Origin of the sequence: Streptomyces sp. NPDC055962 (assembly GCF_042270185.1) — a bacterium.
In the GTDB taxonomy this organism is placed as follows: domain Bacteria; phylum Actinomycetota; class Actinomycetes; order Streptomycetales; family Streptomycetaceae; genus Streptomyces.
In genome coordinates, this window is record NZ_JBHJYN010000004.1 from 25,328 (window position 1) to 38,400 (window position 13,073).

Genomic DNA, 13,073 nt, shown 5'->3' on the forward strand with positions numbered 1-13,073 from the left:
AGGGGTCAGCCCGCCGTGTCCTCCGGGCCGGTGCGACGGCGCAAGCCGAACCCGGCCAGCAGGGCGCCTGCCACGCACAGGGCCGCGGTGACGGCGAGGGCGCTGTGCATGCCGTTCATGAACGCGTTGCCGCTGCCCTCGATCACAGCGGCCTTGAGCTGCGCCGGCATGTCCGCCGACACGGGCGACACCCCCATGGACACCGCGTCCTCGGCCTCGCCGAGACCGGCGGCCTTCTCGGCGGGGACCCCGGCGGAGGTCAGTTCGCCGGTGAGGGTGGAGCCCACCGTGCCGCTGATCAGGGAGATCAGCACGGACGTGCCGAGCGCACCGCCGATCTGCAGCGAGGTGGCCTGGAGACCCCCCGCGACGCCGCCGTCCTGTCTGGGCGCGTTGCCGACGATGGCGTCGGAGGACGCGGACATCACCATGCCGACACCGAGGCCGATGGCGAGGAACGGCGGCCACATCGCGGCGTACGGGGACCCGGCCTCCCAGGTCAGCATCCACAGGGCCGCCGCGGCCTGGAGGGCCATGCCGGCCGGCATGGTGAGCCGCGGGCCGTAGCGCTGGGTCAGGGCGGCGCCGAGCGGCGCCGCCACCACCGTGGCGAGGCTGAACGGCAGGGTGCGGACCCCGGCCTCCACCGGCGAGAAGCCGCGCACGTTCTGCAGGTACAGCATCACGAAGAAGATGACCCCGAGCATCACGAAGAAGTTGATCGCGGTGACGAGCGCGCCGATGGTCAGCGAGCGGTTGCGGAAGAGGCGCATCGGCAGCAGCGGGTGCTCGCGCCGGGTCTCGTACCGGCAGAAACCGGCCAGTACGACCAGCCCCACGGCGATCGACCCCAGCGTGCCGCCTGAACTCCAGCCCCAGGTCTCCCCCTTGACGACGCCGAAGATCAGGGCGACCAGCCCGAGGGCGAGGAGGGCCACGCCGACCACGTCGAAGCGGTGGCGCCCGGTGGAGTCCTTGCTCCTCGGGAGGACGAACAGGCTGAAGAGCAGCGCGGCGGCGCCGATGGGCGCGTTGATGTAGAAGACCGATTCCCAGGTGACGTGCTCGATGAGCAGGCCACCGACGATCGGGCCGAGCGCGGTGGAACAGGATGCCACCATGGCCCACAGCCCCACGGCCCTACCGAACTTCTGGGGCGGGAAGACCGCACGCAGGAGGCCGAGGGTGTTCGGGATCAGCAGGGCGCCGAACAGGCCCTGGACGGCGCGGAAGGTGATGACGCCCTCGATGGAACCGGACAGGGCGATGGCGACCGACGCCAGGGTGAAGCCGGTGGTGCCCGCCATGTACACCGTGTGCCGCCCGAAACGGTCACCGAGCTTGCCCCCGAGGATCAGCAGCGCGGCCATGGCGATCAGGTACGCGTTGGTGACCCACTGGAGGTCGGCGGTGGACGCGTCGAGGTCGCGGCCTATCTCGGGGTTGGCGATCGCGACGACGGAGGCGTCGAGGTTGACCATGAACAGACCGATGGCCACGGCGATTAGCGTCAGCCAGGGATTGGCGCGCCTGCCCCCGGGTGCGGCGGGTGGGCCTGCTTCGGGCAGGGAGGAGGTGTCCACGGTGGTGGAGGACATGCGGAAGCCTTGTCTGTGGAACGTCGGAATGTCGGAATGCCGGGACACCGGAATGCCGGAAGCCCGGAAGGACGGAAGCGCGGAAGTCCGGAACTACGGACGGGCGCAGCCCCGGAGGCCCTGCCGCCCCCCCCGACAGTCCCGGCCGCAGCGCAGGGCTCGGCCCCGGACGGGCTCGGAACCCGGTCGGGGAAGGCGGGGAGCGGGTGTCAGCCGCTGGGGGAGTGGAGGTGCCGGTTCAGTGACGCGAGCGCGCCCAAGGCGGCACCGAGAGCGTCCAGCTCTCCCTCGGTGAGGGTGTGCAGCACACGGGTCAGGTGGGCTTCCTTGAGCGTCCGCGCCTCGCCGAGCCGTTCGCGGGCCGTGGCCGTCGGGTGGAGATGGGCGATCCGCTTGTCCGCCGCGTCCGGGCGGCGCTCCAGGAGCCCCTGGCCGGTGAGCTGGGAGACCAGCGCGCTGACGTTGTTCGGCTTCATCAGCAGAGCCTCGGCCGTCTCGCGGACGGTGATGCCCTCACGCTCCTCGACGAGGAGGAGCAGAGCCAACTGGCCGTCCGGGAGCCGGGGATGCGGGAACCCGTGCGCGACCTGCCGCTCCAGACCCCGGTGCAGCGCAGGCAGGGACGCCACGAGCGCGGAGGCTACGTGGTCGATGTCCTGGTGGTGCGCGGAGGGGCCGGGCATGACCGACACCCTAGGTATGAAGTCATAGCTATGTCAACATACATAAATCTCGTGTCATGTCTGCGGGAGCCCGGTGGTATATGTGCCGTGGAGAGCCCCGAGCCGAAGCGCCGGTGCGCCACGAAGGCGGTCGAGAGAAGGACCATGGAGAAGCCGACGCACCTGATCGAGTTCGAGACGATGCTGCTGGGACGGCACCTCCAGCTGGGCACGCCCCGGTCGAGACGGGGCGGCGCCCTCGACCGGAGCGCCTACACCCTGCTCAGCCGGATCCGCATCGAGGGCCCCATGTCCATCGGGCAGCTCAGCGACGCCTTCGGGCTCGACGCCTCCACCCTGAACCGGCAGACCGCCGCCATGCTGCGGGGCGGCCTCGTCGACCGCATCCCGGACCCCGACGGGGGCATCGCCCGCAAGTTCCGCATCACCGCCGCGGGCGAGCGCGCTCTCGACGCGGAACGGGCCGAGAACATCAGTGGCCTGGACCGGGTCATGGCCGACTGGTCGCCCGACGAGGTCAGCGTCTTCGCCGCCTGCCTCAAGCGCCTCAACAGTGACATCGAGAGCCTCGACGGACGTCCCTGGCCCCGGCCCTGACCACGGGTGCAGCGGCGTCCCGGCCCGGTGTCCCGGGCGTACCCAGGGCCGGGCCTGAAGCGGATCTACGGCCGCGCTTAAGAAATCCTCGATGGACCTGGGCGCCCCCCGTACGGCACATTTCTCAGTGACGGCGCGACCGAGGAGCCGGGCGACCGGCCCTGCCCCGTCCGCCGTACACCCCCGCAACTCCGGGCCGCAGGCCGTCTTCGGCATGCCCTGGCCCCGGAGTGTCCCCACGCACCAGGTACAGGGAGCCGCAGCTGTGAAGGCACTCGTGAAGCACAAGGCCGAACCGGGACTCTGGCTGATGGACGTGCCGGAACCGGAGACCGGTCCGGGCGACGTGCTGATCAAGGTGCTGCGTACCGGTATCTGCGGCACCGACCTGCACATCCGCGACTACGACGGATGGGCGCAGCAGGCCGTGCGCACGCCCCTCGTCCTGGGCCACGAGTTCGTCGGCGAGGTCGCCGGGATCGGCGCGGACGTCGTCGACATCAAGATCGGTGACCTGGTGAGCGGCGAGGGCCACCTGGTCTGCGGGAAGTGCCGCAACTGTCTCGCCGGGCGCCGGCACCTGTGCCGTTCCACGCTCGGGCTCGGGGTCGGCAGGGACGGCGCGTTCGCGGAGTACCTGGCCCTGCCCGCCTCCAACGTCTGGGTGCACCGGGACAAGGTCGACCTCGACGTCGCCGCGATCTTCGACCCGTTCGGCAACGCCGTGCACACCGCGCTCTCCTTCCCGCTGGTCGGCGAGGACGTGCTGATCACCGGCGCGGGCCCCATCGGCATCATGGCCGCCGCCGTCGCACGCCACGCGGGAGCCCGCAACGTCGTCATCACCGACGTCAGCGAGGCCCGGCTGGAACTGGCCCGGAAGGTCGGGGTGAACCTCGCCCTGAACGTCGGCGAGCAGACCATCGCCGACGGCCAGAGCCTCCTCGGCCTGCGCGAAGGATTCGACATCGGCCTGGAGATGTCCGGCCGCCCCGAGGCCATGCGCGACATGATCGCGAACATGACGCACGGCGGCCGGATCGCGATGCTCGGACTGCCCTCCGCCGAGTTCCCCGTGGACTGGTCCCGGGTCGTCACCTCCATGCTCACCATCAAGGGCATCTACGGCCGCGAGATGTACGAGACCTGGTACGCCATGTCCGTGCTCCTGGAAGGCGGGCTCGATCTCGCCCCGGTGATCACCGGCCGGTACGGCTTCCGCGACTTCGAAGCCGCATTCGACGACGCCGCGAGCGGTCGGGGTGGCAAGGTCCTTCTCGACTGGGCCGCCTGAGCCTCCTCGTACGTATCCGCATCCACTCGGGAGACTTCCTTCATGTTCGATTCCGTACGCGACGACCTGCGCACCACCCTCGACGAGATCCGCGACGCCGGGCTCCAGAAGCCCGAGCGCGTCATCGGGACCCCGCAGTCCGCGACGGTCGCCGTGACCGCCGGCGGCCGCGCGGGCGAGGTGCTCAACTTCTGCGCCAACAACTACCTGGGCCTCGCCGACCACCCCGAGGTCGTCGCGGCTGCCCACGAGGCGCTGGACCGCTGGGGGTACGGGCTCGCGTCCGTCCGCTTCATCTGCGGCACCCAGGAGGTCCACAAGGAGCTGGAGCAGCGGCTCTCCTCCTTCCTCGGCCAGGAGGACACGATCCTCTACTCCTCCTGCTTCGACGCCAACGGCGGAGTCTTCGAGACCCTGCTCGGCCCCGAGGACGCGGTGATCTCCGACGCCCTCAACCACGCCTCCATCATCGACGGCATCCGCCTCTCCAAGGCGAAGCGCTACCGCTACGCCAACCGCGACATGGCCGACCTGGAGCAGCAGCTCAAGGAGGCGTCCGGTGCCCGCCGCAGGCTCGTCGTGACCGACGGGGTCTTCTCCATGGACGGTTACGTCGCGCCCCTGGCGGAGATCTGCGACCTCGCCGACCGCTACGACGCCATGGTCATGGTCGACGACTCGCACGCCGTCGGTTTCGTCGGCCCCGGCGGCCGGGGGACCCCCGAGCTGCACGGCGTCATGGACCGGGTCGACATCATCACCGGCACGCTCGGCAAGGCCCTGGGCGGCGCGTCCGGCGGCTACGTCGCCGCCCGCGCCGAGATCGTCGCGCTGCTGCGCCAGCGTTCGCGCCCGTACCTCTTCTCCAACTCGCTCGCCCCGGTCATCGCCGCCGCCTCCCTCAAGGTCATCGATCTGCTGGAGTCCGCGGGCGACCTGCGCGAGCGGCTCAACGCCAACACCGCGCTCTTCCGCTCCCGGATGACCGGGGAAGGCTTCGACATCCTGCCCGGCGACCACGCCATCGCCCCCGTGATGATCGGGGACGCGGCGAAGGCAGGCCGGATGGCGGAGCTGCTCCTCGAGCGCGGTGTGTACGTGATCGGGTTCTCGTACCCCGTCGTCCCGCAGGGGGCCGCGCGCATCCGCGTCCAGCTCTCGGCCGCCCACTCCACGGACGACGTCAACCGCGCCGTGGACGCGTTCGTCGACGCGCGGGCCGCGCTGGAGGCGTAGGGACACCCCCGCGAGCTGGGACAATGAGTGCATGATCGATGCCCGGCGGCTGCGGATCCTCCGTGCGGTGGCGGACCACCGTACGGTGACCGCCGCAGCCGCCGCGCTGTACCTGACCCCGTCCGCGGTCTCCCAGCAGCTCGCCGCCCTGGAGCAGGAGACCGGTCACCGGCTGGTGGAGCGCGGGGCGCGGGGCGCCCGGCTGACCGCTGCGGGGGAGATCCTGCTGACCCACGCCAACGCCGTCCTCGCCCAGCTGGAGCGGGCCGAGGCGGAGCTCGCGGAGTACGGCGCGGGCGTCGCCGGGACCGTCACCGTCGCCGCCTTCGCCACGGGCATCGGGCTCGTCCTCGCCCCGGCGATCGCCGAGCTGACCCGGACCGCACCCGGGATCAGGGTGCGGGTGCAGGACGCCGAGGGTGACGCGAGCGTGCCGATGGTGCTGGACCGGCAGGTCGACGTGGCGGTCGCCGTCGAATACCGGGGCGCGCCCGGGGTCGACGACCGGAGGCTGACGCGGGTGCCGCTGTACTCCGAGCCCTTCGACGCGGTGCTGCCGGTCGGACACCGCCTCGACGGACAGGACCATGTGTCCGTGGCCGATCTGGCCGAGGACGTGTGGATCGGCCCGTACCCCGGCAATCCGTGCCACGACGTGGTGGTCCTGGCCTGTGAGTACGCCGGCTTCGCGCCCCGGCTGGAGCACTCGTCGGACGACTTCCACGCGGTGGTCGCCCTGGCCGGGGCGGGCGCCGGAGTGGCACTGGTGCCCCGCTCGGCGCTGCGGGGCACGGAGCTCGGCCGCGTCGTCGTGCGGCCGGTCGAGGGCGTCGCCCCGACCCGGCGCGTGTTCGCCGCGGTACGGCAGGGAGCCGAGGGGCACCCGCTGATCAAACCGGTCCTGGACGCGCTGGCCGCGGCGGCGGGGCCCGTGTGACCTGGTTCGCGGGGCGACGCCATCCCGGCGGCCCGCACCTCGCCCCCCCGACAGCGGAGGAGGCAACGGGGCGGCCCGAACTTCCCGCGCGTTCACCTGTGTCGGACATCCGCCGCAGGGTTCGTGTGGATCTCATCAGCCGGACGCGGCATTGAACTTCCCTTCGCACCATGGTGTCATCTGGCCCATGAGGAGTGCCCGTTCAGTCCGCACGGTGCTGCTGGATCCGTTCTGGCCCAGCCGGCGCGTCGACCACTTCGACCAGTTCTGTCGCTGAGCACCCCTGTCAGGCGGCGCCCACCCGGTTCCCGGGTGTGTTCCTGAGCCGCCGTCCCTGAGCCCCGTCGGCGTACGGCGGCCCCTCCTGCGTGAGGTGCCCCCGCACAGCCGCCCCGGGCGCGCGCCGTCGCACGGCGCCCTCCCTCCCCGCGAGCACGGACGCCCGCAGCCGTCCTGTCCCGCCATGTCCTGAACGCGTCCCCGGACGTCCCCTCAGGCGTGGCGGGACGCGGCACACGGCGTCCGGCTCGGCCCTGCCACCGGTGACCACCCCACCCTGGAGCCCACCGATGTCCTGCTGCTCCCCGTCCGCCGGAGACCACGTCTTCCACGACATCCCGGCCGTCCCCGGTGGCCACCTCGGCGGTCGTCCTCCGGAGCCCTTCCGCCCCCCATCCGCAGACCGCGCCACCCGTGGCCAGGTCCGGCTCCCGGGCGGTACCTTCGCCATGGGCGACGCCTTCGACGAGGGGTACGCGGCGGACGGAGAGGGACCGGTGCACCCGGTCCGCCTCGACCCCTACCTGGTCGACGCGACGACGGTCACCAACGCCGCCTTCGCCGCGTTCGTCAAGGACACCGGGTACGAGACGGAGGCCGAACGCCTCGGCCTGTCGGCCGTGTTCCACCTCGACGTACAGGCCGGCCCCGCCGACATCCTGGGCCGGGCCACCGGTACGCCCTGGTGGCTCGTCGTGCGCGGTGCCTCATGGCGCCACCCGGCCGGACCGCTGTCCTCCGTCGGTTCCCTGCGCAACCACCCGGTGGTGCAGGTGAGCTGGAACGACGCGCAGGCGTACTGCGCCTGGGCCGGCAAGCGACTGCCCACCGAAGCCGAGTGGGAGTACGCGGCTCGCGGCGGCCTGGCAGGCGGCAGGTTCCCCTGGGGTGACGAGCTGCGCCCGCGCGGCAGGTGGAACTGCAACATCTGGCAAGGCACCTTCCCCACCGACAACACCGCCGAAGACGGCCACAGGAACACCGCGCCGGTGACGTCCTACCGGCCCAACCCCTACGGCCTGTGGAACATGGTCGGGAACGTCTGGGAGTGGTGCGCCGACACCTTCTCCTCCGGCACCTACGCCGCACGCGCCGGCGACGTGCCCGTCCACGACCCCCGTGGGCCCCGGCACGATCCCCGCTCCGATGCCCCCCGCGTGATGCGGGGCGGCTCGTTCCTGTGCCACGACTCGTACTGCTACCGCTACCGGGTCGCCGCCCGCTCCGGCAACACCGGGGATTCGGCGGCGGCGAACATCGGCTTCCGCTGTGCCAACGACGCCGGGTGACGCCGCACCCCCTGCTCACCGCTCCTTCCCTCCGTCCCACCTCCGTGTACGCGCCCGCATCCCAGCACCCGCTCCCCGAGGAGGAACCCTGATGAAGAAGAGAAGACCCCGACTGCTCGGCCTGCTCGCCCTGCCCGTCGTGCTCACCCTGCCCACGCTCGGCGCCCCGGCGTCGGCCGCCGCACCCGGCCGGCAGGCCCCGCCGGTCCGGCAGGCCGCCGCCCCGGCGCCGAACATCGTCTACGTCCTCGCCGACGACTTCGGCTGGACGGACGTGAGCACGGGCCGGACCAACGCCGGAAACCCCAGCGACTACTACGAGACACCGGCCCTGGAGGAGATCGCGCGGGAAGGGGTGGCCTTCGACAACGGCTACACCTCGGTCAACTGCACCCCGACCCGGGCCGCGCTGCTCACCGGCCTGTACGCGCCCCGGCCGCAGAACAACATCTACCTGGTCGGCGACCTCAACCGGGGCGGTGACGGCACCTTGCTGAAGGGACCTGCCCAGGGCCGCGCGGACGGTGCCACCGTCCTGCCGGACGAAGCGGTCACCATCGGCGAGCGGTTGCAGGGCGCCGGTTACGCCACCGGGTACGCCGGCAAGTTCCATGTGAGCAGATCGGGCGCGGACATCGTCGCGCAGCACGGTTTCGACGAGAACTTCGGCGGGACCAACGCCGGTGACCCGGGCGCTTACCACGCCGTCGACGGCCACTTCCACAACAAGATCGGACCCGAACTGGACGCCTACGCCGGCGACTACAGCCAGGCGTACGTCGACCGGAACATCAAGCCGTACAGCAAGGGTGTCAGCCCCGCCGCCCTCGACGCCCTCGTGGGCACCGACAAGCACGTGACGGATGCGCTGGCCGACGCCACGCTCGGCTTCGTCGACCGCCACAAGAACGAGCCCTTCTTCGCCTTCGTCGGCTCCTACGCCGTCCACACCCCGGTCGGTGAAAAACAGGCGCGCCAGGACCTGCTGGGCAAGTACCGGGCGAAGGCCCCGGGCACCGGCACGTCGAACCCCTCGTACGGTGCGCTCATCGAGGGCCTCGACCAGAACGTCGCCCGGCTCGTCAACCACCTGCGGACCACGGCCGATCCCCGCAATCCGGGCCATCCGCTCGCCGACAACACCGTCCTGCTGTTCAGCGGTGACAACGGCGGCGTGGGCCAGTTCACCGACAACGGGCCCCTGCGCGGCCAGAAGGGCGAACTGCGCGAGGGAGGGATACGGGTGCCGCAGATCGCCTGGAGCACCAACCCCCGCCTGGTGCGGGGCAACCGGGTCGACCACACCCCCGTCTACGTCGCCGACCACACCGCGACCATCGCCGCGCTCGCCGGGGTCGCTCCGTCCGCCGGGGAGCTCGACGGCACCGATCTGAGTGGACGGCTCGCCGGATCCACCGCACCGCGCGGCGACGCCCTGTACTGGCACCTGCCCGGCTATCTGATCGAGGGCGGCCGCGACCAGCGTCCCCAGTCGGTGATCCGTTCCGGGCAGTGGAAGCTCGTCCACTCCTACGAGGACCACTCCTGGGAGCTGTACGACCTTGCCGAGGACATCGGCGAGGCGCACAACCTCGCCGCCGCGCGGCCGGAAGTCGTCCAGGAACTGGGCGGCAAGCTGATCCAATGGCTGGACGAGACCGACGCACGGCTGGCGACCCTGCGCGACGGCAAGGCCCCTCTCAGCCTCACCGTCACCGGCAGCACCTATGCCGACGGCCGGATCGTCCGGCGGGAGAACGCCACCGTGACCGTCCGGCCGGGCGACGAGGTACCACTCGTCCTGCAGACGCCCCGGACGTCCCGCAGAGGCTGATCCGGCGCGCCCCGGTCCTCGCGATCAGCCCTCCACCACCCCCCTCGCACAGACACCGGACCCCGGCCGTCCCGCACGCCCCACAGGTGCGGCGGGACGGCCGGGGCACCGCCCCGCCGCACCTGGAGGTACCCCATGCCCGGACACATCCCGGCAGGTCTGTCCCGTCGAGGGTTCATCGGCGGGGCCACCGGCAGCGCGATGACCCTTCTCGCCGCCGCTCCTCGGGCCGAGGCGCACCCCGCGCCATCCGGCCCCGGCCGCTCCGGAACCCGCCCCGCCAACGTCGTCTTCGTCTCCGTCGACGACCTCGGCCATGACGAACTCGGCGCCTACGGGAACACGTTCAACGAGACACCGAACATCGACCGGCTGGCACGCGAAGGCGCCCTGTTCACCCATGCCTACGCCGCCGCCCCCGTCTGCTCGCCGACCCGGGCCGCACTGGTCACGGGCCGCTATCCGGCGCGCAGCGGCATCACCGACTACCTGCGGGGCGAGAACGCCGCGAGCGCGGCGTACCTCTCCCCGGACATCCCCACCGCACCCGACGTGCTCGGCCCGTACGGCTACACCACCGGGCTGATCGGGAAGTGGCACCTCACCGAGACCTACAGCGGCCCGTACGCCGAGCGCCCCGGCAACCCCTTCGCCCACGGTTTCGACGAGGTCGTCGCGTCCGAGGAGAAGTACATCGCGGACGGCGACTACTTCCACCCGTACTTCTTCCTGCCCGGCCTGGAGGCCCGGGAGCCCGGCGAGCACCTCACCGACCGCCTGGCCGCGGAAGCCGTCGACTACATCACCCGCCACCGCGACGAACCGTTCTTCCTGCACGTCTCCAACTACGCCGTCCACACCGCCCTCGACGGCAAACCGGATCTCGTCGCCAAGTACCGGGCCAAGCCCGGGGCCGGCACGGCCCCCAACCGCCCGGTGCTCGCCGCCATGCTGGAGAGCGTCGACCGCCAGGTCGGCCGCATCGCGGACACGCTCTCCGAACTGGGCCTGGACCGCGACACCCTGCTCCTGGTCGCCTCGGACAACGGAGGGCCCTACCGGGGCGCGAACCTGCCGCTGCGTGGCGGCAAGGGCGAGCTGTACGAGGGCGGGATCAGGGTTCCCATGATCGCGCACTGGCCCGGACGGGTGCCCCCGGGCCGCCGGGTGGACACCCCGGTCAGCACCATCGACGTCCTCCCCACCGCGCTGGACCTGGCCGGTGGCAGGCCCGGCCGGGAGTTCGACGGTGTGAGCATCGCCCCGCTGCTCACGGGCACCGGTGGGCTCGGCCGCGACGAGCTGTACTGGGTGTACCCGCACTTCATCGGTGCGACCCGCCCCCATGCCGCGGTGCGCTCCGGCCGGTACAAGCTCGTGCGGTATCTGCGCGACGGGCGCAGCGAGCTCTACGACCTCGCCCGCGACCCCGGCGAGAGCACCGACCTCTCCGGACAATACCCAGGGCGCGCCCATGCCCTGGGCGGCAGGCTCGCGGCGCATATCGCCGAGGTCGGCGTCCTGCCCCCGGCACCGGACGACCGGGTGTACCGGACACCCGAGCTGGACGAGTCCTTCGACGGCGGCCTGGAGCGCTGGAGCGTGCTGCCGGTGACCGCGCACGCGGGCGCCGTGCGGGTCGCCGACGGACAGCTCTCGGTGCAGGCGGACACCTTGACGCACCTGGTGTTCCGCTCGGACATCGCCCCCGGGTCCGACACGGCGGCGGCGGTGCTCGAACCCGGCACCTTCAGCGGGGCCGGCACCCAGGACACGGTGTTCGTCGGGCTCGCCCAGGACGCCCGCAACTACCTGCTGTTCCGCTACCACAACGGACTCAACAGAGTCGGCTGGGACCTGTGTGTGGACGGACAGCTGATCACCGCCGGGGCCGAGCCGCTCGACGGACTCGACGGCACCGTCGACCTGACCGTGCCGGGCTCCCGCTACGCCTTCGTCCTCCACGGCACCAGATCCACCGCCTACGTCGACCAGGGGCGTGGCTGGGAGTTCCTCTTCACCACCGACACGGGCGGCGCACTGGACCTCGGCGACCCGGCGGTACGGGCGCGCTACCGCTGGGCCACCGGTGTACGCATCGACGACGGCACCCTCACCGTCGGCGGCCTCACGGCACACCGGGCGTGAACCGCGGCCGGCCTGGGGACGGCCCGTCCCGTCGCAGGGGCGCGGCCGGCCGCCGGGGCACCCCGGGGCGCCTCACGCGGGCTGGAGCAGGTCCCAGCGGTTGCCGTAGAGGTCCTCGAACACCGCGACGGAGCCGTACACCTCGTGCCTCGGCTCCTCCAGGAACCGCACTCCGGCGGCCAGCATCCGGGCGTGGTCGCCCGCGAAGTCCTCCGTGTGCAGGAAGAAGCCGACCCGGCCGCCGGTCTGCGCGCCGACGCTCGCCCGCTGCGCCTCGTCCTTGGCTCGGGCCAGCAGCAGCCCGGTGCCCGAGGTGCCGCGGGGCCGCACGACCACCCAGCGGGAGCCGTCGCCCCGGTCCGTGTCCTCCACCAGCTCGAAGCCGAGGGCACCGGTGTAGAAGGAGAGGGCCTCGTCGTAGTCGCTGACGACCAGCGTGACCAGAGCGATGTGGGACATGGGGATCCTCGTCGTCGGGGAGCGATGGATGAAGAAGGGCGTTATACGTAACACTAACGTGGAGCCGGTGCACGCGGGGACAATGCCCGTCATGGACACGAGCGACCTCGCAGCGCTGACGGAACGCGCCCGCCGACTCGCCGCGGGCGGCCACCGCCGCATCCTCGGCATCGCGGGGGCGCCCGGCGCCGGCAAGTCCACACTCGCCGCCCGGATCGCCGAAGGGCTCGAAGGGCTCGCCGTCCTCGTCCCGATGGACGGCTTCCACCTGGCGGGGGCGGAGCTCGCACGCCTGGGGCGGGCGGACCGCAAGGGTGCGCCCGACACCTTCGACGCCGCCGGATACGCGGCACTGCTCCGGCGGCTGCGCCGTCCCGAAGGGCCGGACCCGGTCTACGCGCCCACCTTCGACCGGGCGCTGGAGGAGCCGGTCGCCGGGTCCGTGTGCGTTCCCGCGGACATCCCGCTCGTCGTGACCGAGGGCAACTACCTGCTGCTGGACGAGGGATCCTGGGCGCCGGTGCGCGGGCTGCTGGACGAGGTGTGGTTCCTGGACGCCGACCCGGAACTGCGGGTGAGCAGGCTCGTGGACCGGCATGTGCGCTTCGGCAGGTCCCGCCGGTACGCGGAGCGCTGGGTCGCCGGGTCCGACGAGCGCAACGCGCGGCTCGTCGAGAGGTACAGGGACCGCGCCGACCTCGTCGTACGGCTCCGCTGAT

The 13,073-nt window shown here is 72.0% G+C and carries 11 protein-coding genes; 8 read left to right on the plus strand and 3 right to left on the minus strand.

What is annotated here, in order from left to right; all coding sequences use genetic code 11:
* Window positions 1-5 precede the first annotated feature (5 nt).
* Together ACFC51_RS13750 and ACFC51_RS13755 are read right to left on the minus strand one after the other, a co-directional pair.
* A complete protein-coding gene (locus ACFC51_RS13750; protein ID WP_376371151.1) occupies window positions 6-1,598 on the minus strand; it encodes an MFS transporter in 1,593 nt (530 codons plus the stop codon).
* 209 nt (window positions 1,599-1,807) lie between these two features.
* Window positions 1,808-2,281 (minus strand): MarR family winged helix-turn-helix transcriptional regulator, encoded by a 474-nt coding sequence (locus tag ACFC51_RS13755; RefSeq protein WP_376528690.1) that lies wholly within the window; start codon window positions 2,279-2,281, stop codon window positions 1,808-1,810.
* A 144-nt stretch (window positions 2,282-2,425) separates the two neighbouring features.
* Here ACFC51_RS13755 and ACFC51_RS13760 point away from each other — a divergent pair, with 144 nt between their 5' ends.
* The 7 genes from ACFC51_RS13760 (at window position 2,426) to ACFC51_RS13790 (ending at window position 11,895) form a co-directional block, all read left to right on the plus strand.
* The gene (locus ACFC51_RS13760; protein WP_376528694.1) at window positions 2,426-2,878 is read left to right on the plus strand and encodes a MarR family winged helix-turn-helix transcriptional regulator; all 453 of its coding nucleotides are present in this window, start codon (window positions 2,426-2,428) and stop codon (window positions 2,876-2,878) included.
* A 265-nt stretch (window positions 2,879-3,143) separates the two neighbouring features.
* Complete coding sequence (gene tdh / locus ACFC51_RS13765; protein ID WP_376528696.1) at window positions 3,144-4,172, plus strand: L-threonine 3-dehydrogenase; 1,029 nt, start codon at window positions 3,144-3,146, stop codon at window positions 4,170-4,172.
* A gap of 42 nt (window positions 4,173-4,214) precedes the next feature.
* Window positions 4,215-5,408 (plus strand): glycine C-acetyltransferase, encoded by a 1,194-nt coding sequence (locus ACFC51_RS13770; protein ID WP_376371158.1) that lies wholly within the window; start codon window positions 4,215-4,217, stop codon window positions 5,406-5,408.
* Between the two features lie 31 nt (window positions 5,409-5,439).
* Window positions 5,440-6,345, plus strand: coding sequence for a LysR substrate-binding domain-containing protein (locus tag ACFC51_RS13775; protein ID WP_376371159.1), 906 nt, complete (start codon window positions 5,440-5,442; stop codon window positions 6,343-6,345).
* 569 nt (window positions 6,346-6,914) lie between these two features.
* On the plus strand, window positions 6,915-7,913 hold the full coding sequence (locus tag ACFC51_RS13780) for a formylglycine-generating enzyme family protein (RefSeq protein ID WP_376528699.1): 999 nt from the start codon (window positions 6,915-6,917) through the stop codon (window positions 7,911-7,913).
* Window positions 7,914-8,004: 91 nt separating this feature from the next.
* A complete protein-coding gene (locus tag ACFC51_RS13785) occupies window positions 8,005-9,747 on the plus strand; it encodes a sulfatase (RefSeq protein WP_376528701.1) in 1,743 nt (580 codons plus the stop codon).
* Between the two features lie 135 nt (window positions 9,748-9,882).
* Window positions 9,883-11,895, plus strand: a complete 2,013-nt coding sequence (locus ACFC51_RS13790; RefSeq protein WP_376528703.1) for a sulfatase — start codon at window positions 9,883-9,885, stop codon at window positions 11,893-11,895.
* A gap of 72 nt (window positions 11,896-11,967) precedes the next feature.
* Here ACFC51_RS13790 and ACFC51_RS13795 read toward each other — a convergent pair whose 3' ends face one another.
* Complete coding sequence (locus ACFC51_RS13795; protein ID WP_376371165.1) at window positions 11,968-12,354, minus strand: VOC family protein; 387 nt, start codon at window positions 12,352-12,354, stop codon at window positions 11,968-11,970.
* 91 nt (window positions 12,355-12,445) lie between these two features.
* On the opposite strand from ACFC51_RS13795, the gene ACFC51_RS13800 reads away from it, so the two are divergent.
* Window positions 12,446-13,072, plus strand: a complete 627-nt coding sequence (locus tag ACFC51_RS13800) for a nucleoside/nucleotide kinase family protein (RefSeq protein ID WP_376371167.1) — start codon at window positions 12,446-12,448, stop codon at window positions 13,070-13,072.
* Window position 13,073 lies beyond the last annotated feature (1 nt).